The sequence below is a fragment of the Gudongella sp. DL1XJH-153 genome, from assembly GCF_049310905.1.
GTDB lineage: Bacteria > Bacillota > Clostridia > Tissierellales > Tissierellaceae > Gudongella.
On sequence record NZ_JBMEMN010000031.1, the window covers coordinates 1 to 25501 of the forward strand.

A 25501-nucleotide genomic window follows, 5' to 3' on the forward strand; every position below is an offset into this window, starting at 1 on the left:
ATTTTGGGGTGAAATCCTTTTTGCTAGCTAAAAAAAGTTAGTTATTTCAACAGTTTTAAATTATGCAATTTACTCAATTATATAAAAAACCTCGAATATTTTCTCGAGGCTGCTTGAATATTCGCATATCGTCCTACTTAAAATTATAATATATTGCCAAGTTTTTAAAGGTGAAGTCTGTATTGATTTCTTTGATGTGTTTTTCCCTTCTGTCATCTCTGCAAACTGAACCGCTCTTTACTTTTCCAGTGGGTTTAAAAACTCAGCGGTTGTTTCCCACTTCTTTTTAAGTTGTTCAGTTATCGATGAGTTATTTCTTTTTATTAAACAGTTTAACTCTTAAAGCAAAACAACATTTATATGGGTAAATGATATGCTCCTTTCCCTATAAAACATCTAGAACCCATAATTTTAACAACTTCTTGAAATAAATAGACCCCCTGAAAACACTTTAAAAAAAGCTATTCTCAAGGGCTTATATATCTATTTTCTTGTCAGCAGTGCTACCGTCTCAACTTGGAATGAGTCTTTTTTATGATGCCTTGAGACATTTTATATCTTAAGCTAGTGGTAAAATGTCAACAGTTTATAGGGATTTAACTATATCATGTTTAAGTTCTACAATCATTTCACCCCTAATCTTTTTTTATATTAAATCTATATACAGATATTCCAAAGAATACTACTGTGGTTGCCACCAACACCAAAATATGATGTATAGGCTCCATTATTTTCTCTCCTGCTTTAAATACAATACCCAGCTCTATATTAAAATCATTAATAACCTGTGCTGGTGCTCCCTCAAAAGCTTTTATTACTGATACTTCAGTATATATTTGTCTAAACAATGCTGCTGCGTGAGAAATTGGAAATAGCTTTATGGCAGTTTGAACACTAGCCGGAAGCACTCCTATGGGAACATAGATTCCCGTTAAAAACCCGATTAAAGTACCAATAACTGTACTTGCAGCTGAGAAAGCGTTATTGCTTTTAAAAAAGCTTACTAATAATGCTACCATTGAACTTGAAGCTAAGACAGATAGTATTAAAACGCCACACACTCTAGCAAGCTGTGATAAATTCAATATTTCTCCACCTGCAAAAACAATGTAACCTTGCCCTAGAATAAGAGCAATAAGGGTGATTATAATTCCTATGGAAAATGTAGATAAAAGATAACCTCCAACTATTTCACTTCTTTTAATTGGAGAACTATTAAAATCTTTAATCAGTTTCTTATGCTGATCATCCACCATTATGCCAAAGGCTCCCATTGTAGTAGTCATTGAGGTTACAGCAAGGAGTCCTCCCATTATCCAACTATCCATTAAGAATCTAGTCTCATCAGATGACATTTCTCCGACTGAAACCATGTCTCCAAGAAATAGTACATATAAACCAATAATAATGAAAACTGCTAGAAGGGAGAAAAATACTGCACTTTTATCTCTAAAAAATATCTTTAAGCTTCTTAAGGCAAACTGTATCATCCTCTCATCTCCTTGCCAGTTATTTGTATAAAGGCGTCATCCATTGTTCCTTTTAACACTTCAAAACTCTCAATCACATCTTCAACTTCTCGAATTATATTAAGGGCTTCAAAAGTTGATTCTAAATTAACTTGAATATTATCCGAATTTTGTTGAAAATCTATATGGCAAACTAAAAGCCTTTTCCTTACTTCTTCAATATCTCTAGCTGTAAGTATCAGCCTATCCGTTGAATATTTGTCTTTTAGTTGAGATGGAGTTCCTTTAGCAATTATCTCTCCATGATCAATAACAATAACATAATCAGCTTCAGCAGCTTCCTCCATATAGTGCGTAGTTAGAAATACTGTCATGTTATTATCTCTTTGCATCTTTCTGATCGTATCCCAGATATTCTTTCTAGTTTGAGGATCTAGACCAGTTGTTGGCTCATCTAAAAAAAGTATTTCTGGAGTGTTAATAAGAGACCTTGCAATATCACTTCGTCTTCTTTGGCCACCTGATAGTTTCCCATATGGTCTATTGATAAACTCATTAACTTCACATACGTCTACAGCTCTTTTTATTGCAAGTTTCAAATTCTCGTTCTCCAAATTATAGAAGCTGCCTCTAATTTCAAGATTTTCTTTAACTGTTAGAAGATTATCCAAAAGATTATCTTGAAATACAACTCCAATTGAAGATCTAATATTATTATCATCTTTACCTAATGTGTAGCCATTAATTATAACTTTTCCTTCATCAGGTTTTATCAGTGTTGATAAGATATCAATTGTAGTTGATTTACCAGCTCCATTTGGTCCAAGGAATGCAAAAAGCTTGCCCTTTTCTAAATAAAAATCAATTCCCTTAACTGCTTCAATCTTTCCATAAGACTTCTTAAGATTATTAACCTCGATAATATTTGACAAATCTTTCACCTCCCATCCTAATCGTACTTGATTGCTACTAACTAGAAACCAAAACACTGTTATTTACTGGTCTTTTTCCACACTTACTTCTCCAACCTTGACATCAATACTACCATCTCAACATGCACTGTGTGAGGAAACATATCTACTGGTTGTACCTCCTTGACGCTATATCCTTCTTCGACCAGAATCTTTAAATCCCTGGCAAGAGTTGATGGGTTACACGATACATAAACTATTCTATTCGGTTGCAGCTTGATAATAGCCTGTAGCAGTTCCTTTTCACAGCCTTTTCTTGGTGGATCAAGTATAATCTTGTTTGCCTTCATTCCTCTATTAATCATCCAAGGAAAAAGCTCTTCTGCCTTTCCATGATGAAACTCAACATTTTCAATGCTATTTAGCTTTGCATTTTCTTCCGCATTTTTAACAGCTGCCTTTACGGATTCAATTCCAATTACCCTACTGACATCACCGGCAACAAAGAGGGATATGGTCCCTATTCCACTGTAAAGATCATAGACAATGTCTTCCTTACTCCCCTGAAGATAATCTCTGGCCTTTCCGTAGAGCACACCTACCTGTTGTCGGTTTATCTGAAAGAAGGCATCAGGGGATATTTTAAACTGAAGATCCCCAATATAATCTGTCAATGTTTCCTTGCCGAACAGATGAATGTATTGTCTTCCATAGGTGAATTTGCCATCCATTGGATTAATATTCTGGTATACGCTTATAACTCCCGGACAATCCTTTACAAGCATATGCACCAATTGAAACTTATATGGCAGGGTTGAAAATGTAGTAACCAGAATAACCATGGACTCGTTGTTCTCGTTTGTCCTTATACCGATGTGCCTTAATATGCCTTCTTTTGTTTCCCTGTCATAGACAGATACCTTGTATTTATCAATCCAATACCTTACTGTCTTAAGAATTGAATCAGCAATTTCCGGTTGCAGATGATCTTCTTCCATGGGCACAATATCCGATGATTTTCTTTTGTAGTAGCCGGTCACTGCTTTTCCATCTAATTTTCCAATTGGAACCTGGGAATGATTTCTGTACCTGAAAGGGTGTCCCATTCCTATTACAGGATTAACTGGTAGATCTAATCCTCCAATCCTATGCATATCTTGAATCACCTTGTTTCTTTTCCACTCAAGCTGCTTTTCATAGGAATACCCGATCAGAGGAACTCCTCCTCCCAGGGCTTCAGCATCAAATTTGTATTCCACCCTGTCTATTGATGGTTTCTCAATTGATTCCAAAGTACCAAGTGCAAAGCTCTTCTTCCTTTGTGTAATCTTCACCTTTATGACGTCTCCTATCAATGCATCCTCCACAAATATAGGAAACCCGTCCACCTTCATTACACCCTTTCCCTCATGAGTAAAATCTATTATTTCACCTTTTATAATGTCTCCAATATCAATATTCATCATATCCTCCAGATTTATGGCTTAAGGTAATTTTACCCCATATATTTGAAGGTGTCCACTTAAGACGCTTGATCTTGTCAAATCCTAAATTATTGTAAATTCTTTCTATACAAAGTTACTGACAAGAGAATTAATATCAGAATATAAGCTACCGGATAAAACCATATTGAGATTTCATTGGTCAGAGGATGTATCCTCAGAAAATGATTAGCTAACCTTGTTGTGGTGAAAACAATTGCGGCAACTAAAATTGGGACACCTGGTTTTGCTCTTTTTTTTATGAGATAAAACGCTATGGCTGCTGCTAGAAAAGAACCTGCCATTTCATATAGCTGCGTTGGATGAACACTTGGCGAACTAAGCATCTTAAATAATGCTGTTCCTTGGCTGTTCAGGGACAAGAAATGCTTGTGAGCAGGGCTATTATATGGAAATCTAACTGCCCATGGAACACTGGATTCCAGTCCATAGCAACACCCATTAAAATAACATCCAAGCCTCATAACACCCAGACCTATACCTAAGCCTGGTGCAATAGAATCCCCCAATCTCCAGAAGTCCATTCCCATTATTCTAGTTAAGACGATGCCCACAAAAGCTGATAAAAGCAATCCACCCATAAGTGAAAAACCCAGTGTATCCAAAGCAAATACCCTGTGGGGATTATCGGTATAGAATCCAGAATTTATTGCCACATTCAGTGCCCTTGCTCCAATTGGTAAAGATATTGCAATTAATGCTAAACACAACAAGCCGGACTTCATGGGAAGTCCAGCCTTGTAAATACAGTATATGGACACTACTATTACAAGCATAGCTGCTAGTGTCATAAACAATCCATAGGATCCAACTGATGTCTCCAATCCAAACATATCAATTATCATAACAGGTTTCATTTGATCACTTCCGTCAAATAATTATTTGTTTCCTGTCCATGTACCCTTTATCCAAGCTTGATCTGACAGATCCATCTTAAATGAACCAGTTAAAGCTATTGCATCATTATTTTTGGTAATTGTACCTTGCATTGTCAAACCCGTTCCTTCAATCACTCCACTGGCTGAGAGCAAACCATTGTTGTAACTTGCTGCAAATTCTGACTTATCCCCTTCTTCATCAATTATGCTCAGGGTTCCTGATCCTGATGCATTCAATGATACTTCCATTCCCACAGCCAATGGCTGATTCTTTTGCTCTTCAAGTCCTGCCTTTACCATATTATAAATATCAATATCTGAAAGGTCACATCCCATTTCGCCGCTGCTCTCACTTGACCCACTTGCTTCAGGAGGAGGTCCTATATCAAACTCTGTTATTATCAGGGCCGCTGAAGACCAAACTCCATTAAGTTCTGTTGCTGTTGGATACAATGAAATTCCAAACTCACTCTGAAGGAACTCCTCGTATACTTTTTGTCTCTCATCAGGGTCATCAGTGCTGAACCAGCCCATTGCTATTGTCTTAAGCTGTTCGATTGCAACTGCTTCTTCATTATGGAAATCTCCTGACTTGATTGTTTTTCTTCCAGTATCCTTTAGCAGCTTATCCTTGAAGTGCATCAGGACATCCAGCCTTGTTTCCAGTTCATAGGAATCAGTCCATCCCCATCTTCCCTTTTCCATAAAACCGGATTCCTTATACATCTCCATTATCATTTGAAGCTCTGCCTTTTTCTTCTCTATTTCTGCATCCTTTTGGATTCTGCTCTTGAATTCTTTTTCAAGGTCTTTTTTAACGCCTGCTCTTATCTTATTTTCTTCTTCCTTAGTTAATGGATCCATTCCGGCATCAGCCCGTGCTTCATTTTGCAGTCGGATAGCTTCGATTTCAAGCTGTCTTGCAGCTCCTCCCATCTGGCTCCATACATCCTCAAAGTTTTCCTTTTCCACCTGGTAGCCCCACCATGGAACACTGCTGCTTGCTCCATTCTTAAAAGCCTGGTAGGCTGCCTCAACCTCTTCACTCTTCCACGACTGTATCTGCCCTTCAATGGCTGCTACTGCAAATTTTCCAACCTTGGTTATCATAAACTTGTCGGCAATATGTTCCCCTATTATTTTTGCTGCATCCTTGTATCTTCCTTCTGCTACATATCCTGCTGCCTCACTTGCCTTTTCAACAGTATCTATTCCCAGTTCACCAGTCAATGCCTCCAGAGCACTGGAAAGAGTTGATGCAGGCACATTCTCTACAATCTTCTTCCCAAGCAGGACTTGAAGGTTCTGATTGAACATGGCAGGATCTCCATTCTTGATGCTATCAACCATACTGCTCCACTCATCATCTTCCAAGACGCTGTTGTATATCTGACCAATCATTGATTTATCCTTGATTTTCAGATTATCGATCAGTATGTGTTCTATTGCACTGTTCAATGCTTCATCAGTCATTGAGTTTGTCTGGTCCTTCAACCAATCGGCTACTGCTTCATTGTCCACGTATTGATCGACCCGTTCGTCCATTGACAGTTTAGCCTTTGAGAAAAGGCAGAAATGACTGGTTGTAAAGGTCATGGTCTCAGTTTCACGATCCACATCAGCTTTAATATACTGCCATTCATTCTCATTGAAATATCCAAAGTATAATGCTCCAGATTCATAATCCTCACTCAGTTCATCAGGATTGTACTTCATTGTTACTGTCACCGGCTGCATTAGCCTTACAGGACCCTCTCCTACAGATATGCTTATGGGTGCTCCCAATCCGTCCATCTCATCCTGGTAATAGCCTGGGACATCATCAGGATTAACTAATGTAACCTCCGTTGGCTCCTCAAATGTTCCTCCAGGAATATGCACCAAAACCCCATATGTATCCAGATCACCAATTGTAACATCATCGCCTCCTGCTGTGGCTTTTAATGGATCTGAAATATCCTTGCTAAAGCTCCATTCAGTCAAGTCGCTGTTTTTGTTCTGTGCTACTCCCGTGTTTGATGGGCTGCCCCCGCAGCCGGTTGTAATCATTGAAATAACTAGGATAAGCATCAATAACCGAGCATGATTATTCTTTTTTCCCATTTGAATCCACCCCTTCCATATATAGTTATTTTTTAACACACCAATGTTATAAAGTCAAAGAAAAATAATGCTATTGTCACAAAAAATGACAAAGCTACAGGTTTCCCTGTAGCTTAGGTTAGATTTTTAATCCATTTTCTTGATCTTATTATAGGTATTCCGAGTATCGCCTTTACGACTTCTTCCATTGTTACCAGAAGGAATACATATTCAACTGGCAGTTTAAATAGCAGAGCTCCCATAAATGCGAGAGGTACTCCTATTAACCATACTGTACCCAAGTCTATTTTCATTGCCACCTTTGTTTCTCCGCCAGCTCTTAAAACACCTACTATAACAATTGTATTGTAGACCCTGATTACAAATGTCAGGCCCATAAAGACAAGCAGTCGTCTGGATACTGCATACAACCCTGGATCTATACCTCTAAATAATGACAATGGTATGTCCGGACCCAATGCCATCACAATTCCCAGTACAAGTCCTGATACTGTCGAGATAACAATGAAGCTAATTGCATATTCATATGCTTTGTCCTCTTCACCGGCACCGACCTTTGACCCCACCATTACTCCACAGGCATTTGCCAGACCACGGACTATGACAAAAAATACGTTCTGAATGGTGTTGGTTAGCTGTATGGCCGCTGTTGCCTCTTCTCCTATCCTTGCATAGGCTGCAGTGTACATGACCTGTCCCAGCGCCCAGAAGCCTTCTGTAAGGATTACTGGATAGATGGTCTCTATGTATCTCTTCACAAAGTCTTTTTTCCAACTCATAAGCTCTGAGAAGCTAGCAGCCAGTATGCTTTTTGTACCGTAAATTGCATAGAGAATAAGCAGTATTTCCACTATTCTTGCTATAAGCGTACCCAGGGCTGCTCCCCTTATTCCCATTGCTGGCATTCCCAGTTTTCCAAAGATGAGTATATAGTTAAGAGCTGTATTTACAGCAAATGAAATTATCGATACCTTCAAGGGTACTCTTGGTCTGCCTGTTGTTCTAAGGGCTATTGAAAAGGCAAATGATATTGCTGTGATTATATATGAGAGTCCTACTATTCTAAGGTACGATGCTCCCAGGTTTATAACCTCCTGCTCATCTATGAACAAGCCCATTACAAATTCAGGTAATACAAGTGCTATAAATGTAAATATTGCTCCTGCAAATGTGCTTATTGTTATTGCAAGTCCCATTACCTTCTTTATGCTCAATACATCGTCTCTGCCCCAAAACTGAGCAATGAATATTGATGATCCCGAGTTGATCCCGAATGTTAGTAGTATATACAAAAAGAAAATCTGATTTGCCAGTCCTACGGCTGCTATGCTTGATTGGCCAAGACTGCTTATCATCAGAGTATCTATCATGTTTAGTGATGAAGATATTAAGTTTTGAAGTGCTACGGGAACTGCTATTGCAAGCATTCCCTTCATAAATTCCTTGTCTTGTAGAAATCGCATGGTGATGTTTCCTTTCACAAAAAAATATAAATCCCAATATGCATTCTTATTATATTAGCATATTGGGATTCGTTTGTGAAGTGGGATTTAATTATTCGTATTTTGTGTAATATACCAAAATATATTGATCCTCTAATTCTTTCAAATCCATCCCTTCATCATTCAGTATTCTCTTAATTGTCCCTGTATCTTGGTTGTTATCAAATCGTATTGTCATATTATATGTTTTTACTATGTCACCCTCTTGGGACTCTATAATCATATCCAAGATATTATACTCAATTTCATCATTGAGCTTATCAATCCAAATCGGATAAAATACTATGCTATTTATTCCAGAAAATAAAACTTGTTCAATTGGGACATCATCTACTGATGTATATGTTCTTTTAACCAATTGGCTATTTTCTGTTGACAACGAATAGTAGGGATATTCAATAGGTTCAGAATTTAAATAAACAGACATAGCAGCTCTTAACTCCTTATCTATATAATTTAAAGGTGACCTAGCTTCTTGTTGTGCGAATCCAATATCTTTTGAGGTTGAATAAGATTTTTGCCCAACGAAAAAAATAGAATAAATAACTTGAATCACAATTGATAATATTGCTATAGTCAGTATCAATTCTATCAACGAAATACCTTTTTTTTTCCTTTTATTTCTAAACATATTTTCACCTCAACTATCTAAGTTGTACAAAAGAAAAGTTAGTGTGAATTCTAAAGTTATCAATTCACTACAAACGTTATTATTTCAACATCTACTCCGTCAATATTTGTTGCTTCAATCAATCTGCCATTAAAAATTACAGTACTATTCCCTGGCAATATCACAGTTGCTTCATTTTCAGTGCCTGTAGTTTCATCCATAATCTGATTGTCTACTTCTTTTTTTACTTCTAATATGATCTCAGTTCTAAGTCCAGCTCTGCTAATATTTTTTAATCCTGTGTCAAATATATTAAGAGATGCTATTCCTAATATTCCAATTATAGCTATTGATATTATAACCTCAATTAAAGTAATTCCTTTTCTATTTTTCATAATAATCACCGATAATATCCTTTCCCTACATTAGTAATAAAGACATCTATTCCAGGAATCAAGTCATCTGCAATTCCTGAGCTATTAAGAATCAGTTTGCTAATGTTATTACCGTTGTACCAAATATCTAGACCAACTACGATTCCAGTAATATTTATTGCAGCTTTATTTTCATCTGCAGTTCCAATACTAACAGTTGCATTTGGGGCAACTATTCTTCCAATAAGATCTATATGTTGGTTGCTATTTGAATGAGATGTTATATTAATTATATCTCCATTCGTAAATACATCAGATTCGAAATCAAGTTTGTGAACATGTATATCAACACCACCATTTTTGACATAAAAGATTGCTCTTGAGAATATGTCTTTGTCGTTATTACTATCTTCTCCAACCTGTAAACTATATGGATATTCATAAGTTACTGATTCATTAAAAATAAAAAATTCTAAATCTTCTTTACTCGTATCTGTGGCGTAGTTTATTGAAGCACTTTCATTTCCAGTTCCTCCATATATTCTAACGCTACCCTTAACAAATATTTTTGTGGGTCCATCTACAGATATTGTTTTTCCTGTTAAATCCAAGTTACCTTCAACAAAGTAATCTCCATTAAGTGATATATTGTCGTTGGTTGGTAATAAAGTAGATTCAGCTTTATTTTCCTCGAAAGATCCTTCAGTTTTATCATGAGGAGCATACTGAGCAGGGTCTCCTTTAACTACAAGATAATCCCCTTCATCATTTTGTAAATTCTTTAGAATTTCACTCGCTTCATTCAAATATACCAAAATTGCATTTAGATTTTCTGAATCAATATCCGTTATCTTAGTTGGAATAACTATATCAACTTGTTCTTCAATATCCCCTACTACTGCAATAGATTTAATTATCAAATTATACTCTTTTGCTTCAACATCCACTCCATTGTAATCTAGAATTGTTGTACCAATGAACTCCTTATAAAGTTTTACATTTAGATTCGAAGTATCTAAATTATTAATAGTAATATCTACATTTGATGAAACAGGTTCTACCTCAGGTATCTCATACTCAATAAAGTCATACTTGCTTTGCTGATCATCTTCTGTGTCTGTTACTCTATTCAATACAGCTTTTTGTGCAGCTTCTGCCCCACTTCTAGCAATATAATATGCTTTTACCTTATTCTGGTGATACATTGCCTGCTTATTCTCTGTAACCATAAACCCAAGTGTAAATGTCGCAAAAATCATTAGCACTGCAAATATGATTATTGTCAGTGCGAGGGTTGATCCTTTTCTATTTATCATTTTTCCCATAATAATCCACTCCTGATATTATACATATCTCATAAAATCGTTGGTTTACTATAATATATACCCATTCGTAGGTAATGTCAAAATAAATTAAACGCATCTGTCAAAAAAAGTGCCAGATTAAATCTCCAGCACTTTCTCCTCGATGTAAGTATTAAATTCTTTTCCGCTTATTGTCACATTTGTTTCAGCATAAGGGTTGATTGAAATCTTGAAAAAATTAATTATCAGCTTGTCCCCGTCAAATTTATATTCTTCTGTTGTTCCTGGAATAAAGATTACCTTTACATCCTTTGACAACTTGTCCTTCAAGTGGTCTAGATTCAGAGTCTTTACCAGCTTGACCATTTCTCTCATATTGTCCATGTCCTCAAGCATCCACATATTCAGGTTCCAGAACCTACTTTCCTTTTTTGTAGGATTGTTCATTAGCTCCCTGTTTGAAATTGCTGAAAGGACCTTCCTAAATGAGTCCTTTGAAAATTCCTCATCATATAACGTACTTAAATCTTCATGCTCTGCCAGTTCCATAAGATACTTGTCGCTGACTTTTTCTCTATCTGCAACTGATTCCCAGAAAAAAATCATCATTTCAACGGTATTAGCGCTTACAGTTATACTTGCCATGTCGACCTCCTATTTCTTGAGATTGATTCCCTTTGATGTTATTTGAACTATGCCTTCTTTATATAGCTTTCCAACAGCTCTTTTAAATCCAGATTTACTCATTCTTAAGGCTTTTTTAATCTCGTGTGGAGGGCTGCTGTCATTAAGAGGAAGTGATCCTCCATTTTCCTTTAGTGCCTTTAGAATGATTTCTGCATCCTCATCCATTTGGACATGTCCTCTTTCCCTAAGATTCAGGTCAAGTTTCCCATCCTCATGTACCATGTTGACTCTTACTTCAATCTCATCTCCCATTTCATAGATACCATAAAGGTTCTTCTTCTGGATAAGACCGTCGTACTTATTATCAACTGCAACAAAAGCTCCAATATCTCTGTTTATACTGTATATTGTTCCTTCTACCTTATCATTCTCCTTGTATGGAGATTCTGTGCTTAAATACTCCTTGATCTTCATAGTTGCAGCTATTCTATCACTTTTGTCTATATATAATGCCACTAGATAGCTTTTGAACTTTTCAACTGCACCGACTGTCTCGCTAAATGGAAGGAACAGATCCTTCTCCAGTCCCCAGTCCATAAAGTATCCGATTTTTGATGAACTGATAACCATAAGCTTCTTGATCTCACCCACTTCGGCAAGTGAATGCCTGGTTGATGCAATTACCCTGTCCTTGCTGTCCCTGTAAACCATAACATTTACTACATCACCAACTTCAGCTCCCTCTGGAACCTGTGACTTTGGAAGAAGAACATCATCACTCTTGTCTTCATCATCGTTTAGATATGCACCAACTGTAGCAAATCTTTTAATCTTTAAATCTTGTCTTTTACCTAATCTAATCATAATACACCTACTTTTCTTTAATACTTCCATCATACCACATGATTGAGCATTATTAAATATCTATTAATTGGAAAACAGTGGTTTAAGCCACTGTTTTCATACTTTCTACCTGTTCTTCCAATTTTTCAAGCGCTTCAAGTGCTTCGTCAGGAAGTTTGTCCCTTCCGCTCTTGAATGTTACCATGTGCTTGATGAATTCTTTTCTATATGCTATTGAGTTTTGCCACATTGAAATATAGTTTTCATCAAACTCTGGAACGAATCCTTCCACATCGACTGTATGGAGGTCGTTGAACCCTCCCAGAGGCTTGAACTCTATGTCATTTGTAGCAATCTTCTCCAATAGCCCAAGCGTCACTTCTTTTGGAATCTTCTTGTCCAGGAAGTGTCCTGTATTGAAGATATAGCAATCAACATCTCTGTTCTCAAATAGCCTTTTGAACTTATCATAGTCATCGCTCAGTGGGTAGGTCCTGAATGGATTTGCATATGGCTCTATTACAAGTGCATTCATATCGACATTTTTTGCCAGTCTTTCCGCTGTTGATCTCTTTGTTGCAAGGGTTGCTCCCATTACTGAAGCCAATACTGAATTACTTATCTTTATTACCGGTGGCAGCGTAGCATCCTTCATCAACCATGCAATTGCATCAACAGGTTCATCTATCTTGTTGACCCTGTTTTCTGCCCATAGCTTTGACTTGACTGCTCTACCGTTGCCATTTCTTATGTCGTCAGTAACAATCACTTTCCTGCCTTCTTCATCAAGAGTGACACCACAATTTTGCACTGTCAGAAGATACTTGTTGGCCGGATGTGCTGGTGGATAGTCCTGAGTCTTGTCAAAATATGATGGTTCGAGTGCCACTGAATATCCTTCATCAGTTGAAATTATGTATGCATCGTCGTGAAGTATTGTTATATCGTATTTCCCATCGTGCTTTTCATGGGTTAAGGTTGATTTTCCTGAGCCTGAAAGGCCGAAAACTCCCATAGTAAATTTGCTTCCGTCCTTGAAATTGTATCTCTTCATTCCACCGTGGCATGATGCAAAACCATTTCTGTTTGCCAGTCCCCAAGCAAGAGTAAGAGTACCTTTCTTGTGTTCTCCAAAGTATCTCATCCCAAGGATCATTGCTGTGTTGTGTTCAGGATCAAACAGTGCCAATCCGTCAGGATGTGATGCCGGTCGGTAGTCGGGATCTGAAAATACATATATATCCCCTTCAGGGTACTTTTTTGACTCCTTGTACATTCTCATATATTCCTGTGTAAGGTATTGGAAGTTTAGCAACCAGGAGTACATTATGTTTTCGTGGTTTGAAGGTATCAAGAGATGTGCCCTAACCATAAAATCAGGATGCAATCCGATCAATGCCTGTGCATGATACAGTTTTTTGTACCTGGACTGATAAACTGCTTCTCTTGCTATAGTTGCATATTCTGTCTTGTTCACATTGGCTTCACCAATAATAACTCTCGCTCCTGCGAATCTACCTGTTACAGCGCCATCATTGAAGAGCAGAACTTTAGAGTCCGTTGAAAGTCCAAGTTCTTCAGGTCTGTAAACGGACATATCCGTGACTATTGTTCCCGGTGATTCCTTGGCGAGCTTATATGCTTCGCTTATGGAATTTACATTGGTAACATTGTTTCCGTAGAAATTAGTTTCAATTGTAGTTCTAAGTGAATCAATAAGTGGATTATCCTTGGTTATCTCCTCCACCTTATACTTGGATGTAGTTGACATGTCTTCCCTCCATTTATCATCTCGTTGAAACACAGTTGATTGTTTTCATTATATATTTGTCCCATTACATTCTTGTTATAACATATTAAGAATTTCTTCTCAAGGGAAATCCCGCCAAATTTGACTATTCATGCGGATTTTTTATCATAGTTTAAGCTTTTTTAGGGCATCAGCAAGGCTATTGTTGATATCGTCATCCTTGTTGTCCTGCTTTTTCATATACTGAGCCACTTCCCTCTTGCCCAGCTTGTTCTTCTCATTCTTTTTTCTTTCCTCAAATTGTGAGAGCTTTTCCCTGTAGCCGCAGGAGCATGCAAATATCTTGTCGTCTCCCTCTCCCCTTAATTCAAGCTTCTTCTTACACTGGGGACATCTTGCATTGGTCACGGTAGATATGGATTTTCTGTGACCACATTCCCTATCCTGGCAAACATACATCTTACCTCTCTTGGTTTTTACTTCCAGCATGAATTTACCGCATTCAGGACATTTTGTCCTTGTCAAATTATCGTGTCTAAAGGTTTCTTCACTATCCTTGATTTCCTTGGTGACCTTTTTTGCATAATTCAGGATATCGCCGATAAACTTATCTTTCTTAAGCTTGCCTTCAGCTATTTCGGACAATCTACTTTCCCATCTGGCTGTCAAATCAGGTGATTTCATATCTTCTGGAACCAGTTGAAGCAGTTGCTTGCCCTTGCCTGTAAGAAGAATTTCCTTTCCCCTGTGTTCCATCAGGAAGCTGTTAAACAGCTTTTCTATTATATCCGCCCTTGTTGCAACGGTTCCGATCCCACCGGTTTCACTAATTATTCCCTTTAGTTCCTTGTTATTGGATGACATGTATTTCACCGGATTCTCCATGGCTGAAAGCAGTGTACCTTCAGTGAATCTCGAAGGTGGTCCGGTCTTTCCATCAGTTCCATATATTCTGGTTACACTTATGATGTCCCCTTTTTTATAGTCAGGCAGTTGTTGCAGATCCTCCTCATCATCATGTTTAAAGACCTTCTTAAATCCCATATCAATAACTCGTCTTCCCTTGGCAAAGACTTGGTTGCCTTCAATATCCCCGGTAAGGGTTATTTCCTCATACTGGTATGGAGGATAAAGAACACTTAGAAATCTTCTGATAACAAGGTCAAGTATCTTCTTCTCCTTGTCATTAAGCAATGATAGCTCAAGAGGTTGCTCTGTCGGAATAATCGCGTGATGGTCTGATACCTTCTTATCATCAACAAATGATTTATCAGCCTTTATTCTTGTCTTTAACAGTGGTCTGGCTATGTCCTTGTAGCTGCCGGTACTGATGGCCCTGATTCTGTCAGGTAATGTATCCACGATGTCATTTGTCAGATACCGTGAATCGGTTCTTGGATATGTCAAGATCTTGTGGTTTTCGTATAAAGCCTGCATTATGGATAGGGTTTCTTTCGCTGAGTATCCAAACCTGCTGTTTGCATCTCTTTGCAATTCTGTCAGATTATAAAGAGTCGGTGCATATTGTTTTTTATTGCTTTTATCGAGGGCAGCGACTTTTATCTTCTTGCCTCTCATCGATTCCATGGCTTTGTCTCTGACTTCTCTGTCAAAGGTTCTAATATCCTTGTTTCCTGGATTTCTCCAGGTTAAGGCGATACCGTCTGCTTCAACTTTTATTCCATAATAATCCTTTGGAACGAAGCTCCTGATTTCATCCTCCCTGCTTGCTATCATCTGCAGTGTAGGTGTCTGAACCCTTCCACAGGACAAAGGAGTGTTGTATTTTACTGTCAATGCTCTGGTTGCATTTATTCCCACATACCAATCGGCCTCTGACCTGGCCTGGGCTGATGCATAGAGATTTTCGTAGTCTTTTCCATTCTTAAGTCTTGAAAACCCATCCTTTATGGCCTTGTCTGTAACAGATGAAATCCATAGTCGTTTAATGGGTTTTTTCACTCCTGATTTCTCCAGAATCCAGCGGGCAACAAGCTCGCCTTCACGGCCTGCATCAGTAGCGATTACTATCTCTCCCACATCTTTTCTGTGCAAGGCTTCCTTGACAGAATTAAACTGCTTTCCGGTACCCTTTATGACCTGCAGCTTCATTGGGCTTGGAAGCATCGGAAGATCTTCCATATTCCAGCTCTTGTATCTTTTGTTGTAATCTTCTGGTTCGGCAAGGGTTACAAGATGACCCAGTGCCCAGGTGACAATGTACTTGTCCCCTTCCATATATCCATTTCTTTTCTGGTTTGCGCCAAGCACCCTGGCAATATCTCTTGCTACAGATGGTTTTTCCGCCAATACGAGTTTCTTCATCGTCTCTTCCTTTCAATTGCTTTTCCGAAATCTTAACTGTCTTTTTCCTGTTCTATCATCTCTGCTTTTTCAGACAGCTCCAACCATCTTTCAAGCATCGTCTCATGTTCCTTCTGAAGCTTCTCTTTCTTGTCAATAAGTTCCTGAAGCTTTGTGTATTGGGATGCAGCCTGATGCATCTCCTTGTCAATCTTATCTATTTCATCCTGTAAAGTTTCAAGGTCATCTTCAATTGTCTCCCATTCCCTTGCCTCATTGAATGAGAACTTCAGGGTTTTACTTCTTTTTCTAGGCTTTTCCTTCTTTGGTGTTTCCGCCTCTGCTTCCTTTTTTTCCTCTTCCTTCCACAGGGATCTGAAAAAATCGTAGTTCCCAGTAAATCCTTTTATCGTTCCATTCTTCAAGAGAAATACCTTTTCTGAAATTTTATCCAGCAGATATCTGTCGTGGGACACTACAATTACCGGTCCTGAAAACTCTTCCAGGTATTCTTCAAGTATTTGAAGTGTCTGTATATCCAAATCATTTGTTGGCTCATCAAGCAGCAGAACATTTGGTGATTCCATCAGGACCCTTAAAAGATACAATCTTCTTTTTTCTCCACCTGAAAGCTTTTCCAAAGGTGTGTATTGCTGGTCTGGTGGGAATGAAAATCTTTCCATCATTGCGGATGCTGAAATCTTGATGCCATCACCAGTAGTAATAAACTCTCCTCCGTCACGAATGTATTCAATCGCCCTTTGGCTTCCGTCGATAAATGGAGTTTCCTGCTGAAAAAACCCAATCTTAACTGTTTCTCCAACCTGGACCTCCCCTGAATCCGGCTCCAGCAGACCGCCGATTATCTTTAGGAGTGATGTCTTTCCTGTACCATTTTCACCTAGTATCCCGATTCTATCATCTCTTAAGACAGTATATGTGAAGTCATCAAACAGCTTCACGTCACCATAGAATTTGCTTACTCCCTTCAGCTCGATTATCTTTTTCCCGAGTCTTGATGTCCCGACTGAAATCTGCATATCTGTCGATGATGAATCCTGTGCTGAATCTTCTAGTGTATTGAACCTTTGTATTCTGGCCTTTTGTTTTGTTGTCCTGGCTTTAGCTCCCTGCCTCATCCACTGCAGTTCTTTCTTATACAGGGACTTCCGCTTTTCCTCCATGGTTTTAAGATTCTCTTCTCTCTGAATCTTCATTTCCATATAATAGGAGAAGTTTCCCTTGTATGGGACTATCGTCCCACCCTCCAATTCCATAATATGATTAGTGACCCTGTCGAGGAAGTATCTGTCATGGGTAACCATAATAAGAGCTCCCTTTCTCTGAAGCAGTCTTTCCTCAAGCCACTCTATGGTCTGGTTGTCCAGGTGATTTGTGGGCTCATCCAATATCAGGATATCTGAAGGCTGAATTAATGCAGCTGCCAGTGCTATACGCTTCCTCTGTCCACCTGAGAGCTCCCTTACCTTTGAATTGAAGTCTTTAATCTGCAGCTTTGTCAAAATGGACTTTGCATCAGCTTCAAGGTCCCAAACTCCATGAGTATCCATAAGCGCGGACAGTCTGATGATTTCCTTTTCATCCTTTCCTGACTGGATTGCCATCCTGTAATCCCTAAGTATCTTCATGGTACTCCAATGACCTTCAAACACCTGCTCAAGGACAGTGGAGTCCTGGTCAAATTCAGGATTCTGTGGAAGATATGATAGTGTCACATCTCTTCCCTTTGTGATGCTCCCTGAATCAGCTTCCTCAACTCCAGCCAACACCTTCAGAAGTGTGGACTTTCCTGTTCCATTTATTCCAACAAGGCCGATCTTGTCTCCTTCACTCACTCCGAAGGATACATTTTCAACCAAAACTTTTTCAACATATGATTTTGATAGATTCTCAACTGTCATTAATACCATTTTCCCAATCCTTTCAATTATCAGACAGATGTCAGAATTCTTTCACTCCAGCTGCCTTTTTTATATATGTAAAATCCTAATACAACCACGAGAAAATTACTGAATACCATCGAGAACCAGATTCCCGTCGGTCCGATGTCTGTAAAGTTCTTAAACACTAGTATCAAGGGGATTCTAACCAACCACAGTCTTCCGATTTCCATGGCCATTGAGTACTTTGTGTGTCCGGAGCCTTGAAAAACTCCCTGGAAAACGCTGAACATTCCCATCAGCGGGGTAGCGAATGCTATCCAATTCAAATATCCAATCCCCTGAGTTATTACATCCGGGTCGTCTTCAGATCGGATAAAGAAATTTACTATTTGATCACTGAAAAGAAACATTATCAGTCCACCTGATATTCCCAAGGTCAATGTAAGCAAGCTCGCCTTTCTAAATGACTCCCTTACTCTGTCGTAAAATCTGGCTCCAATATTTTGACCAATCACGGCCGTCAATGCAGCACCAATTCCCATGGCAGGCTGCATAATCAGTGAAGTTATCCTGTTAACCATGCCAAAAGCCGCCATTGTAGTAGTTCCATAGGATACGATAAATCCGTTTAAGATTATGAACCCGAAAGCTGCTCCGGACTGACCAATAGCTGCAGGTAAACCTATTCTTGCTAATTCCTTCAGCAATCTGGGATTGAATCTAAAACCCTTGAAATCAGGTCTTAAAGGGTTGTCAGATCCCATTATCAGCTTGATGCCATACACAGAAAGCAATGCTCTCGATAGAAGTGTTGCCCACGCTGCTCCTGCTATTCCCCAACCAAAGGTGAATATGAATATGGGATCAAGTATCATATTTAGGACTGCTGCTACTCCACTTAGTATCGTAGGTGTGATTGTATCTCCCTGAGCATTTCTTATGGAATTTATATTGTAGAACAAAAAGAGAAATGGCAAATCCAAGAAAGTGATCCTCAAGTAAATATTTGAAAACACTGCCAGGTCTCCGGTACCTCCCATGGCCTTTACGATCATCGGGGTAAAAATAACTCCAAAGATTGAAAAAGCAATGGAAAGCATGACTGATGTTGCAATAAGCTGTGAAGCGTACTCCCTTGCTTCCTCCTCCTTGTCCGCTCCCACCAATTGTGAGAGTATCGAAGTTCCTGCAACTGATATTCCAATTCCAATAGCTATAAACAAAAAATTCACAGGAAACACAAATGCTGTTGCCGCAAAGTGAACCGAGGATATTTTACTAACCCATATTCCATCCACAAGATTATAGAGGGTCTGTATAAGATTATTTATCATGATTGGCAAAGATAGGGTCACCAGGACCCTGTAAATATTTCCCTTAAGAATTAATTCCTTCTTGCTTATTTTCAATTTAGACCTCCGAAATATTTAAGTATCATATCCATTATAACAGTGTTCCAGAGAAAATTGTACCAGTTGAAAAAAATAAGGTATGGAACCAGTCCATACCTTTCCAATTTAATGTTTTTCTCCAGTCCTATCCACCATTCTTTTAGATTGATTGGGATTTACTAGAACCTCATATTAGAAGTAAGTAGTCTCCTCCACTTCCGTGCCAAGAGCAACTATGGCTCTTTTTACCAATTTCTCTCTAAGGTCTTTCTCCACTTCTTTTGATAGGTTTGGATTTCCAACCGGATATGGAATTGCAACGGTTGGTACAATCCTATTGGCTCCAACTGATTCAGATATTGTAGTGATTGTTGACATGTGCACTATCGGTATCCCGTATCTTTCAATTTCTTTTACTATCGTTGCACCGCAACGTGTACAGGTACCTCAGGTTGATGTGACGATAACAGCATCCACTCCGGCTTCTTTTAGTTCCTTACCGATTTCTTGTCCGAATTTTATTGAATTGCCAACTGAAGTTCCTGTTCCGGTTGTAGTATAGAAGTATTTGTACACCTCACCTAAGATGCCTTCCTTCTCAAACTTTCTAAGTATATCAAGGGGTGCAACTCTATCTGGTAGTTCATTTGCATATACAGGGTCATAGCCTCCGTGAATTGTGTAGAAGTCACCTTCAAGGGAAGCTTTTCCACTAATATTGTATTTTTTCCACTTTTGAGCACTTGCTGATTGTATACTGTCAGGATTTCCACTTGGAACTATTCCGCCACTTGTTACAAGTGCAATTCTCGCTTTTGATATATCTTTTACAGCAGCTGCCGGATCCACCCTATCGAATACAGGCATTGGAAGCTCTGATTTGAAAACTTCTCCCTTGAATCTTGCAATAAGCATATCAACAGCTCTTTCTGAGCCCCTTTTATCTGTGAATACCGTCAATCTCTTTCCTTGAGCGAAGTAGTTCTCTTCTTCAGGTAAACCAAGCTGTTCGCCATTTAGTATTTTCTTTGCTATTGATGACATCTTTGCCAGTGCATCCTTCATACCAGCAGCAGAATCAGAAGTTTTTACAACTATTGATTTGGTCCTGCTCACTTCAAGACCTGGATTCTCTTCATACATTCCTGTTATAACCGGAATCTTCAGTTCATCAGCCACAACCTTTGCTATACCTGCACAAGCCATTCCATATCTACCTGCGTTGAAAGCAGGTCCTGCAACAACAATGTCCGGATTCCTTTCGCTTATGGCATCAATAATAAATCTAACAGCTTCTTCGTTATTTTCATTGAAGTAGTTATCTCCGCAGATGATGGTTGAAACTACTTCTGCCTCATCTCCCATAAGCTGATCAAAGCCCATTGCCGCACCTACTTTTTCATCCTTTACAAGAGGTGACATTCCGGCCTTGTCTTCTCCACCTACCTGTCCAAAAAACTGATTCACATAATATATTATTTTATATGACATATTCAGACCCTCCTTCTAGTAAAGCTTTACTGTAAGATTGTGGTACCCTGAAGTAGCACCAATAACGGCATTAAGTTCACAAACCATGCTTCCATCCTCTTTAAGGCATCCTTCCCAGCCACCTGCAAGTGTAGCAATGGTTTCAGGTCTACCGATAACCTTATCGGCAGGTTCAAGTTCAACTACATGACTTACGTTTCCTGTTGAGATGACTGCGATTGCTTCAGGTGTTGTATCTGCCAATGGCTGACTCATTCCATCCCATCCCGAGCACTCATCAGTAATAAGTACTGTCTTGATTCCTGAATCTTCAAGTCTCTTGCAAATCATTAGAAGATCTGAATCAGGATTTCCATAGCCTTCTTCTGATACGATTACTCCATCAACTCCAAGAGTCTTGCATAGCTTTGTTGTATAATCACATGTTCTGAACTTTCCTTCCAGCGTTGTCAGTTCCGGTGTAAGAACAACACCAACAAAGTTTATATCCTTTCCATGCCTATTGTATAGGTCTTTTATGACTGAATTATTCTGATGTTGGTAAGTAGTAATCTTATCGCAGGCAGCAACACAGTTCCCACTGATTATAGCTCCGTTCAATTCTTCATTTGGATGAATAAGTGTTGGCAGTATTTTCTGGCTTTTCACACCATATATGTATCCATCGTGAAGAAATCCCTGTGAAATCAGCATCTCAACATAGGCATCCTTTGGAAGGTCAGGATATTTGTTTGTTTCCGTAAATATATCATCCAACTGGTACTCTTCGACTAGTGATGCATCAGAGTCTTTTCCTGCTTTTCCAATAAGCTCTGCTGCTTTTAAACCTGCAACTCTCACTATTGTCTCATGTGTATTTAAATCTAGATCTTCCTTTGGTTCTATATCAACCACTATGTTCATGGTTTTGGAAAATGGCGTCCACTTCGCTCCTTCACCCCACATATCGATAACTCCATCCTGGAATCCAACGATATCACCAATCGTAACAACCGCTACACCATTAAGAACATTTACTTTTCCAGATCCTAGCTGAACCATTTCAGAGGTTACTCCAGGAAATCCATTTCCTTTACCTTCCACTTTGATCCTTGGCTCAATAACGTCCTTTACGGGTATGATTCTGGTCTTTTCACCTGGCTTGGCGATGTCAATCTTGATGCTTTTTATATTTACATCATCCATCAACTCATCAATTATATCTTGCTTGCAGATAGAAAGTACTCCGTCTTTCACTTCGGTGTCTTTATCGAAAACTACATCCTTGATCTCAATCTTTCTCAACTCAAGATTCATTACTGCACCTCCTGATATTTTTCTCTTTGTATGATACTATGCTCCACAATTGCACATTTTAATAATTCCAGGTCAATTCTGGCATAATCATCAGCGTTTACAATGTCAACTTTTCTGTTGGCTGTGCTTCTTCTAAAGGTATCAATACTATTTTCGATGATCAAGGCATAAACCTCCTTGATTTGAGGTGTCCTGGGTCCAAGCAGAACGGATCTGTACGGGGAGAAAAGCATTCTCATGCTTGCACCAATTGGATGGCTTATAAGCTCGTGTCCTTCATATACAAGGTCTCTTACCTTCAGAAGTACATCTTCAAAAGAACCTTCCACCATTTGGCACTTTCCAAAATCTTTGCTTACTGTTGGGTTGTTGGTAACGATTAAAACTTCCTGTTCCATAAAATTCCTCCAATCTCCATAACAGGAATTAAATCAATAATACCATCTATTGCTTTTCCACTTGTTTTCTTGTTTATTGTTAATTATTGTGTTCTTGTTTATTATTGTACATGCTTTTTTATTAGTATTTCAATAAAATTATAGGAATACTCAAAATAATTCAAGAAAAAACAATCACCTTTAGGATTTTCTCCTAAAGATGATTGTTCTAATTTTATTACAGCATTTCCTTTTTGATTTTCATTACAAACTGATCAACGTGCTCTCTGGTAAATCTATCAGCATCTTCTACATTCCCTGTTTTAATAGCTTCCAGTATTTTACTAAGTGTATCTGTAAACAGCTCTGCTTCATCAAAATAGTTCTCCGCATAATGCCACAATCTCTCTGTCTGATAGTGAAGCTTGGTTAGAATCTCCTCAAGCCAAAGATTGTCGCAGCTTGAATAAATTATTTCGTGGAATCTTTCATCATCATCAATTGCCTGTTGGTAATCAGTTGATATATCGTAGTTGTTAAGTCTTTCCAGTATTTCTTCCAACTCAGCAATTTTCTCTTCGCTTATTCTTTCCACTGCCAATCTTGTAGCAAATGAATCCAGCTCTCTTGTTACTTCAAATACTGACTTCATCTTCCTGAAATCAATTGGTACAACCTGTGCTCCAAAACGAGGTATTATATTTAAAAGTTTATCACCCATAAGCATCTGAAATACTCTTCTTATTGGTGTTCTGCTTATTCCGAATTCATCAGCAAGATCAATCTCATTGAGTACCTGTCCAGGCTCATAGTACAGATGAATAATTCTATCCTTCAAAATCTCATAGATTTCTTCAGCTTGAATCTTGTTATCTCCCATAGCACCAAACTCCTCCGAATTATTTCGATTTTTTTCCCTGTTTGTTATTATATCATGATTTGGAGGTAGTTTTCATCATATTTACAAAAAAACAGCGTAATTAGAGCAGATCCAATCTTAATGGATCTGCTCCTTTTTTCTCATTACAGTACTTTTGCATTTCCTTTATATATCTGTCCGGTAGTTGAATCAACAGTGACTATGTCTCCACTTGAAAGATCGCTAGTAGCACCATCTACTCCTACTACTGTGGGTTTGTCAAGATTAAGTCCAACAATCGCTCCATGTGAAGTAAGTCCACCTTCCTCTGTGATTATTGCACCGGCTCTTTCCATAAACTTCACCATATCCTTGTAGGTTGCCCTGCAGACAAGGATGTCTCCATCTTCAAATGTCGATAACAGTTCTTCTTCTGAGTTTCCTATTACGACACGTCCAGTTCCTACACGACTACCTATGCCCATGCCTTTCATCAGTACCTTCCCTATGGTATGAACCTTTATCATATTGGTAGTACCAGCAAGTCCGACAGGGATTCCGGCAGTAATCACAACCATGTCACCTTCATCAACATAACCGGCATCCAGCGTTGCTTTAATCGATAGCTCAATTACCTCATCAGTTGATTTGCTTTCAGGAGCCAATACAGGAAAAACTCCCCACTCCAATGCCATTTTCCTTACAACAGTCTTCTTTGTTGTGGCAGCAATTATCGGTGCTCTTGGTCTGAATTTTGAGATTGCTTTTGAAGTATATCCCGATGATGTTGCTGTTATTATGGCCTTTGCACCAAGTTCTGATGCAGTGCTTACAGTTGCCTTACTGATTGCATTTGTAGTTGTAATCTCATTGTCCACTGACCTTAGCTTCAATATTTCCTTGTAGTCCAGTGAGTTTTCAGTGTTTATGGCAATGTTGTACATTGTTTTTACTGCTTCAAATGGATACTTACCAGCTGCAGTTTCTCCAGATAGCATAACTGCACTACTACCATCGATTATTGCATTAGCAACATCCGTTACCTCTGCCCTGGTCGGTCTTGGATTTCTGATCATTGAATCCAGCATCTGAGTTGCAGTAATAACAGGCTTACCTGCTTTATTGCACATTCTTATTAAATCCTTCTGAATCAATGGTATTTCTTCTGTTGGAACCTCAACTCCAAGGTCTCCCCTTGCAACCATTATTCCGTCGCTGACATGGATTATTTCAGCGATATTATCCAGACCTTGCTGATTTTCAATTTTTGAAATTATATCAATATTCAAACCGTCATTATCCTCAAGAATTCTTCTTATGTCATTGACATCTGAAGCTTTTCTTACAAATGAGGCAGCAATAAAATCAACTTCATTCTCAATCCCAAATTTGATATCTGATATGTCTTTATCTGTCAATGCTGGAAGATTAATATTAACATTTGGTACGTTTACTCCTTTGTGATTCTTTAGTGTACCACCGTTTAATGCCTCCATAATTATGTCTGTCTCAGTTAACTCCTTGACTCTGAACTCAACCAGTCCGTCATCAATCAGGATTATCCCGCCAACTTCAACATCATTAGGCATGTCCTTGTAGCTTACACTGATTATGGACTCATCACCCAGGATGTCCTTTGTTGTAAGTGTGAATTCCTGTCCTTGCTGAATCTCTATTACGCCTTCCTTGAAATCTCCAAGTCTTATCTCAGGGCCTTTGGTGTCAAGCATAATTGCTATTGGCAGTCCCATTTCTTCTCTTACTTTCTTTACTCTGTCCATTCTGACCTTGTGCTCAGCATGGTCGCCATGTGAGAAGTTCATTCTACAAACGTTGACTCCTTGTTCAAATAGCTTCCTGAGCATCTCTTCCGTTTCAGAAGCTGGCCCTATGGTAGCTACTATTTTTGTTTTCTTCATCATACTAATTCCTCCTCGTATAATATAGTTACAGTTTAATTACTGTATGTTCTTTTCTATCTCACTAATCTTGTGAGATAATTGTTG

The 25501-nt window shown here is 38.5% G+C and carries 20 protein-coding genes; all 20 read right to left on the reverse strand.

Annotation, left to right across the window (positions count from 1 at the left end):
- Positions 1–635: 635 nt before the first annotated feature.
- Positions 636–1490 (reverse strand): ABC transporter permease, encoded by an 855-nt coding sequence (locus ACOEN1_RS10905; RefSeq protein ID WP_422486934.1) that lies wholly within the window; start codon positions 1488–1490, stop codon positions 636–638.
- Positions 1487–2401 carry an ATP-binding cassette domain-containing protein gene (locus ACOEN1_RS10910; RefSeq protein ID WP_422486935.1) on the reverse strand — a complete coding sequence of 305 codons (915 nt, stop codon included), beginning with the start codon at positions 2399–2401 and terminating at the stop codon, positions 1487–1489. Before ACOEN1_RS10910 ends, ACOEN1_RS10905 begins: the two co-directional genes overlap by 4 nt.
- Positions 2402–2484: 83 nt before the next feature.
- A complete protein-coding gene (gene rlmD, locus ACOEN1_RS10915; protein ID WP_422486936.1) occupies positions 2485–3843 on the reverse strand; it encodes a 23S rRNA (uracil(1939)-C(5))-methyltransferase RlmD in 1359 nt (452 codons plus the stop codon).
- 89 nt (positions 3844–3932) lie between these two features.
- A complete protein-coding gene (locus ACOEN1_RS10920; RefSeq protein WP_422486937.1) occupies positions 3933–4739 on the reverse strand; it encodes a prolipoprotein diacylglyceryl transferase in 807 nt (268 codons plus the stop codon).
- A 21-nt stretch (positions 4740–4760) separates the two neighbouring features.
- Positions 4761–6863, reverse strand: a complete 2103-nt coding sequence (locus ACOEN1_RS10925) for a hypothetical protein (protein WP_422486938.1) — start codon at positions 6861–6863, stop codon at positions 4761–4763.
- Positions 6864–6976: 113 nt separating this feature from the next.
- On the reverse strand, positions 6977–8326 hold the full coding sequence (locus ACOEN1_RS10930; RefSeq protein ID WP_422486939.1) for an MATE family efflux transporter: 1350 nt from the start codon (positions 8324–8326) through the stop codon (positions 6977–6979).
- Positions 8327–8417: 91 nt separating this feature from the next.
- The gene (locus tag ACOEN1_RS10935; protein ID WP_422486940.1) at positions 8418–8996 is read right to left on the reverse strand and encodes a PilW family protein; all 579 of its coding nucleotides are present in this window, start codon (positions 8994–8996) and stop codon (positions 8418–8420) included.
- A 59-nt stretch (positions 8997–9055) separates the two neighbouring features.
- Positions 9056–9370, reverse strand: a complete 315-nt coding sequence (locus tag ACOEN1_RS10940) for a prepilin-type N-terminal cleavage/methylation domain-containing protein (RefSeq protein WP_422486941.1) — start codon at positions 9368–9370, stop codon at positions 9056–9058.
- 5 nt (positions 9371–9375) lie between these two features.
- Positions 9376–10674, reverse strand: coding sequence for a hypothetical protein (locus tag ACOEN1_RS10945; protein ID WP_422486942.1), 1299 nt, complete (start codon positions 10672–10674; stop codon positions 9376–9378).
- A 117-nt stretch (positions 10675–10791) separates the two neighbouring features.
- Positions 10792–11298 (reverse strand): hypothetical protein, encoded by a 507-nt coding sequence (locus ACOEN1_RS10950; protein WP_422486943.1) that lies wholly within the window; start codon positions 11296–11298, stop codon positions 10792–10794.
- A gap of 9 nt (positions 11299–11307) precedes the next feature.
- Positions 11308–12144: a S1 RNA-binding domain-containing protein gene (locus ACOEN1_RS10955; protein ID WP_422486944.1), complete on the reverse strand. Its 837-nt coding sequence runs from the start codon at positions 12142–12144 to the stop codon at positions 11308–11310.
- An 82-nt stretch (positions 12145–12226) separates the two neighbouring features.
- Positions 12227–13894 (reverse strand): phosphoenolpyruvate carboxykinase (ATP), encoded by a 1668-nt coding sequence (locus ACOEN1_RS10960; RefSeq protein WP_422486945.1) that lies wholly within the window; start codon positions 13892–13894, stop codon positions 12227–12229.
- A gap of 144 nt (positions 13895–14038) precedes the next feature.
- Complete coding sequence (locus ACOEN1_RS10965) at positions 14039–16198, reverse strand: DNA topoisomerase III (RefSeq protein ID WP_422486946.1); 2160 nt, start codon at positions 16196–16198, stop codon at positions 14039–14041.
- A gap of 32 nt (positions 16199–16230) precedes the next feature.
- Positions 16231–18108, reverse strand: a complete 1878-nt coding sequence (locus ACOEN1_RS10970; RefSeq protein ID WP_422486947.1) for an ABC-F family ATP-binding cassette domain-containing protein — start codon at positions 18106–18108, stop codon at positions 16231–16233.
- A 20-nt stretch (positions 18109–18128) separates the two neighbouring features.
- Positions 18129–19490, reverse strand: coding sequence for an MATE family efflux transporter (locus tag ACOEN1_RS10975; protein WP_422486948.1), 1362 nt, complete (start codon positions 19488–19490; stop codon positions 18129–18131).
- A 174-nt stretch (positions 19491–19664) separates the two neighbouring features.
- Positions 19665–20963 (reverse strand): glycine/betaine/sarcosine/D-proline family reductase selenoprotein B, encoded by a 1299-nt coding sequence (locus ACOEN1_RS10980; RefSeq protein ID WP_422486949.1) that lies wholly within the window; start codon positions 20961–20963, stop codon positions 19665–19667.
- Positions 20964–20978: 15 nt separating this feature from the next.
- Complete coding sequence (locus ACOEN1_RS10985; RefSeq protein ID WP_422486950.1) at positions 20979–22259, reverse strand: glycine/sarcosine/betaine reductase component B subunit; 1281 nt, start codon at positions 22257–22259, stop codon at positions 20979–20981.
- Positions 22259–22657 (reverse strand): GrdX family protein, encoded by a 399-nt coding sequence (locus tag ACOEN1_RS10990; protein ID WP_422486951.1) that lies wholly within the window; start codon positions 22655–22657, stop codon positions 22259–22261. Before ACOEN1_RS10990 ends, ACOEN1_RS10985 begins: the two co-directional genes overlap by 1 nt.
- A 217-nt stretch (positions 22658–22874) precedes the next feature.
- Complete coding sequence (locus tag ACOEN1_RS10995; protein ID WP_422486952.1) at positions 22875–23516, reverse strand: GntR family transcriptional regulator; 642 nt, start codon at positions 23514–23516, stop codon at positions 22875–22877.
- 143 nt (positions 23517–23659) lie between these two features.
- Complete coding sequence (gene pyk / locus ACOEN1_RS11000; RefSeq protein WP_422486953.1) at positions 23660–25417, reverse strand: pyruvate kinase; 1758 nt, start codon at positions 25415–25417, stop codon at positions 23660–23662.
- Positions 25418–25501 lie beyond the last annotated feature (84 nt).

Bases quoted from the DNA above. Each gene is read 5' to 3' on its own strand.
- ACOEN1_RS10905 (WP_422486934.1), bottom strand. From the start codon at position 1,490: ATGATACAGTTTGCCTTAAGAAGCTTAAAGATATTTTTTAGAGATAAA.
- rlmD (WP_422486936.1), bottom strand. From the start codon at position 3,843: ATGAATATTGATATTGGAGACATTATAAAAGGTGAAATAATAGATTTT.
- ACOEN1_RS10920 (WP_422486937.1), bottom strand. From the start codon at position 4,739: ATGAAACCTGTTATGATAATTGATATGTTTGGATTGGAGACATCAGTT.
- ACOEN1_RS10925 (WP_422486938.1), bottom strand. From the start codon at position 6,863: ATGGGAAAAAAGAATAATCATGCTCGGTTATTGATGCTTATCCTAGTT.
- ACOEN1_RS10930 (WP_422486939.1), bottom strand. From the start codon at position 8,326: ATGCGATTTCTACAAGACAAGGAATTTATGAAGGGAATGCTTGCAATA.
- ACOEN1_RS10935 (WP_422486940.1), bottom strand. From the start codon at position 8,996: ATGTTTAGAAATAAAAGGAAAAAAAAAGGTATTTCGTTGATAGAATTG.
- ACOEN1_RS10940 (WP_422486941.1), bottom strand. From the start codon at position 9,370: ATGAAAAATAGAAAAGGAATTACTTTAATTGAGGTTATAATATCAATA.
- ACOEN1_RS10945 (WP_422486942.1), bottom strand. From the start codon at position 10,674: ATGGGAAAAATGATAAATAGAAAAGGATCAACCCTCGCACTGACAATA.
- ACOEN1_RS10950 (WP_422486943.1), bottom strand. From the start codon at position 11,298: ATGGCAAGTATAACTGTAAGCGCTAATACCGTTGAAATGATGATTTTT.
- ACOEN1_RS10955 (WP_422486944.1), bottom strand. From the start codon at position 12,144: ATGATTAGATTAGGTAAAAGACAAGATTTAAAGATTAAAAGATTTGCT.
- ACOEN1_RS10960 (WP_422486945.1), bottom strand. From the start codon at position 13,894: ATGTCAACTACATCCAAGTATAAGGTGGAGGAGATAACCAAGGATAAT.
- ACOEN1_RS10965 (WP_422486946.1), bottom strand. From the start codon at position 16,198: ATGAAGAAACTCGTATTGGCGGAAAAACCATCTGTAGCAAGAGATATT.
- ACOEN1_RS10970 (WP_422486947.1), bottom strand. From the start codon at position 18,108: ATGGTATTAATGACAGTTGAGAATCTATCAAAATCATATGTTGAAAAA.
- ACOEN1_RS10985 (WP_422486950.1), bottom strand. From the start codon at position 22,259: ATGAATCTTGAGTTGAGAAAGATTGAGATCAAGGATGTAGTTTTCGAT.
- ACOEN1_RS10990 (WP_422486951.1), bottom strand. From the start codon at position 22,657: ATGGAACAGGAAGTTTTAATCGTTACCAACAACCCAACAGTAAGCAAA.
- ACOEN1_RS10995 (WP_422486952.1), bottom strand. From the start codon at position 23,516: ATGGGAGATAACAAGATTCAAGCTGAAGAAATCTATGAGATTTTGAAG.
- pyk (WP_422486953.1), bottom strand. From the start codon at position 25,417: ATGATGAAGAAAACAAAAATAGTAGCTACCATAGGGCCAGCTTCTGAA.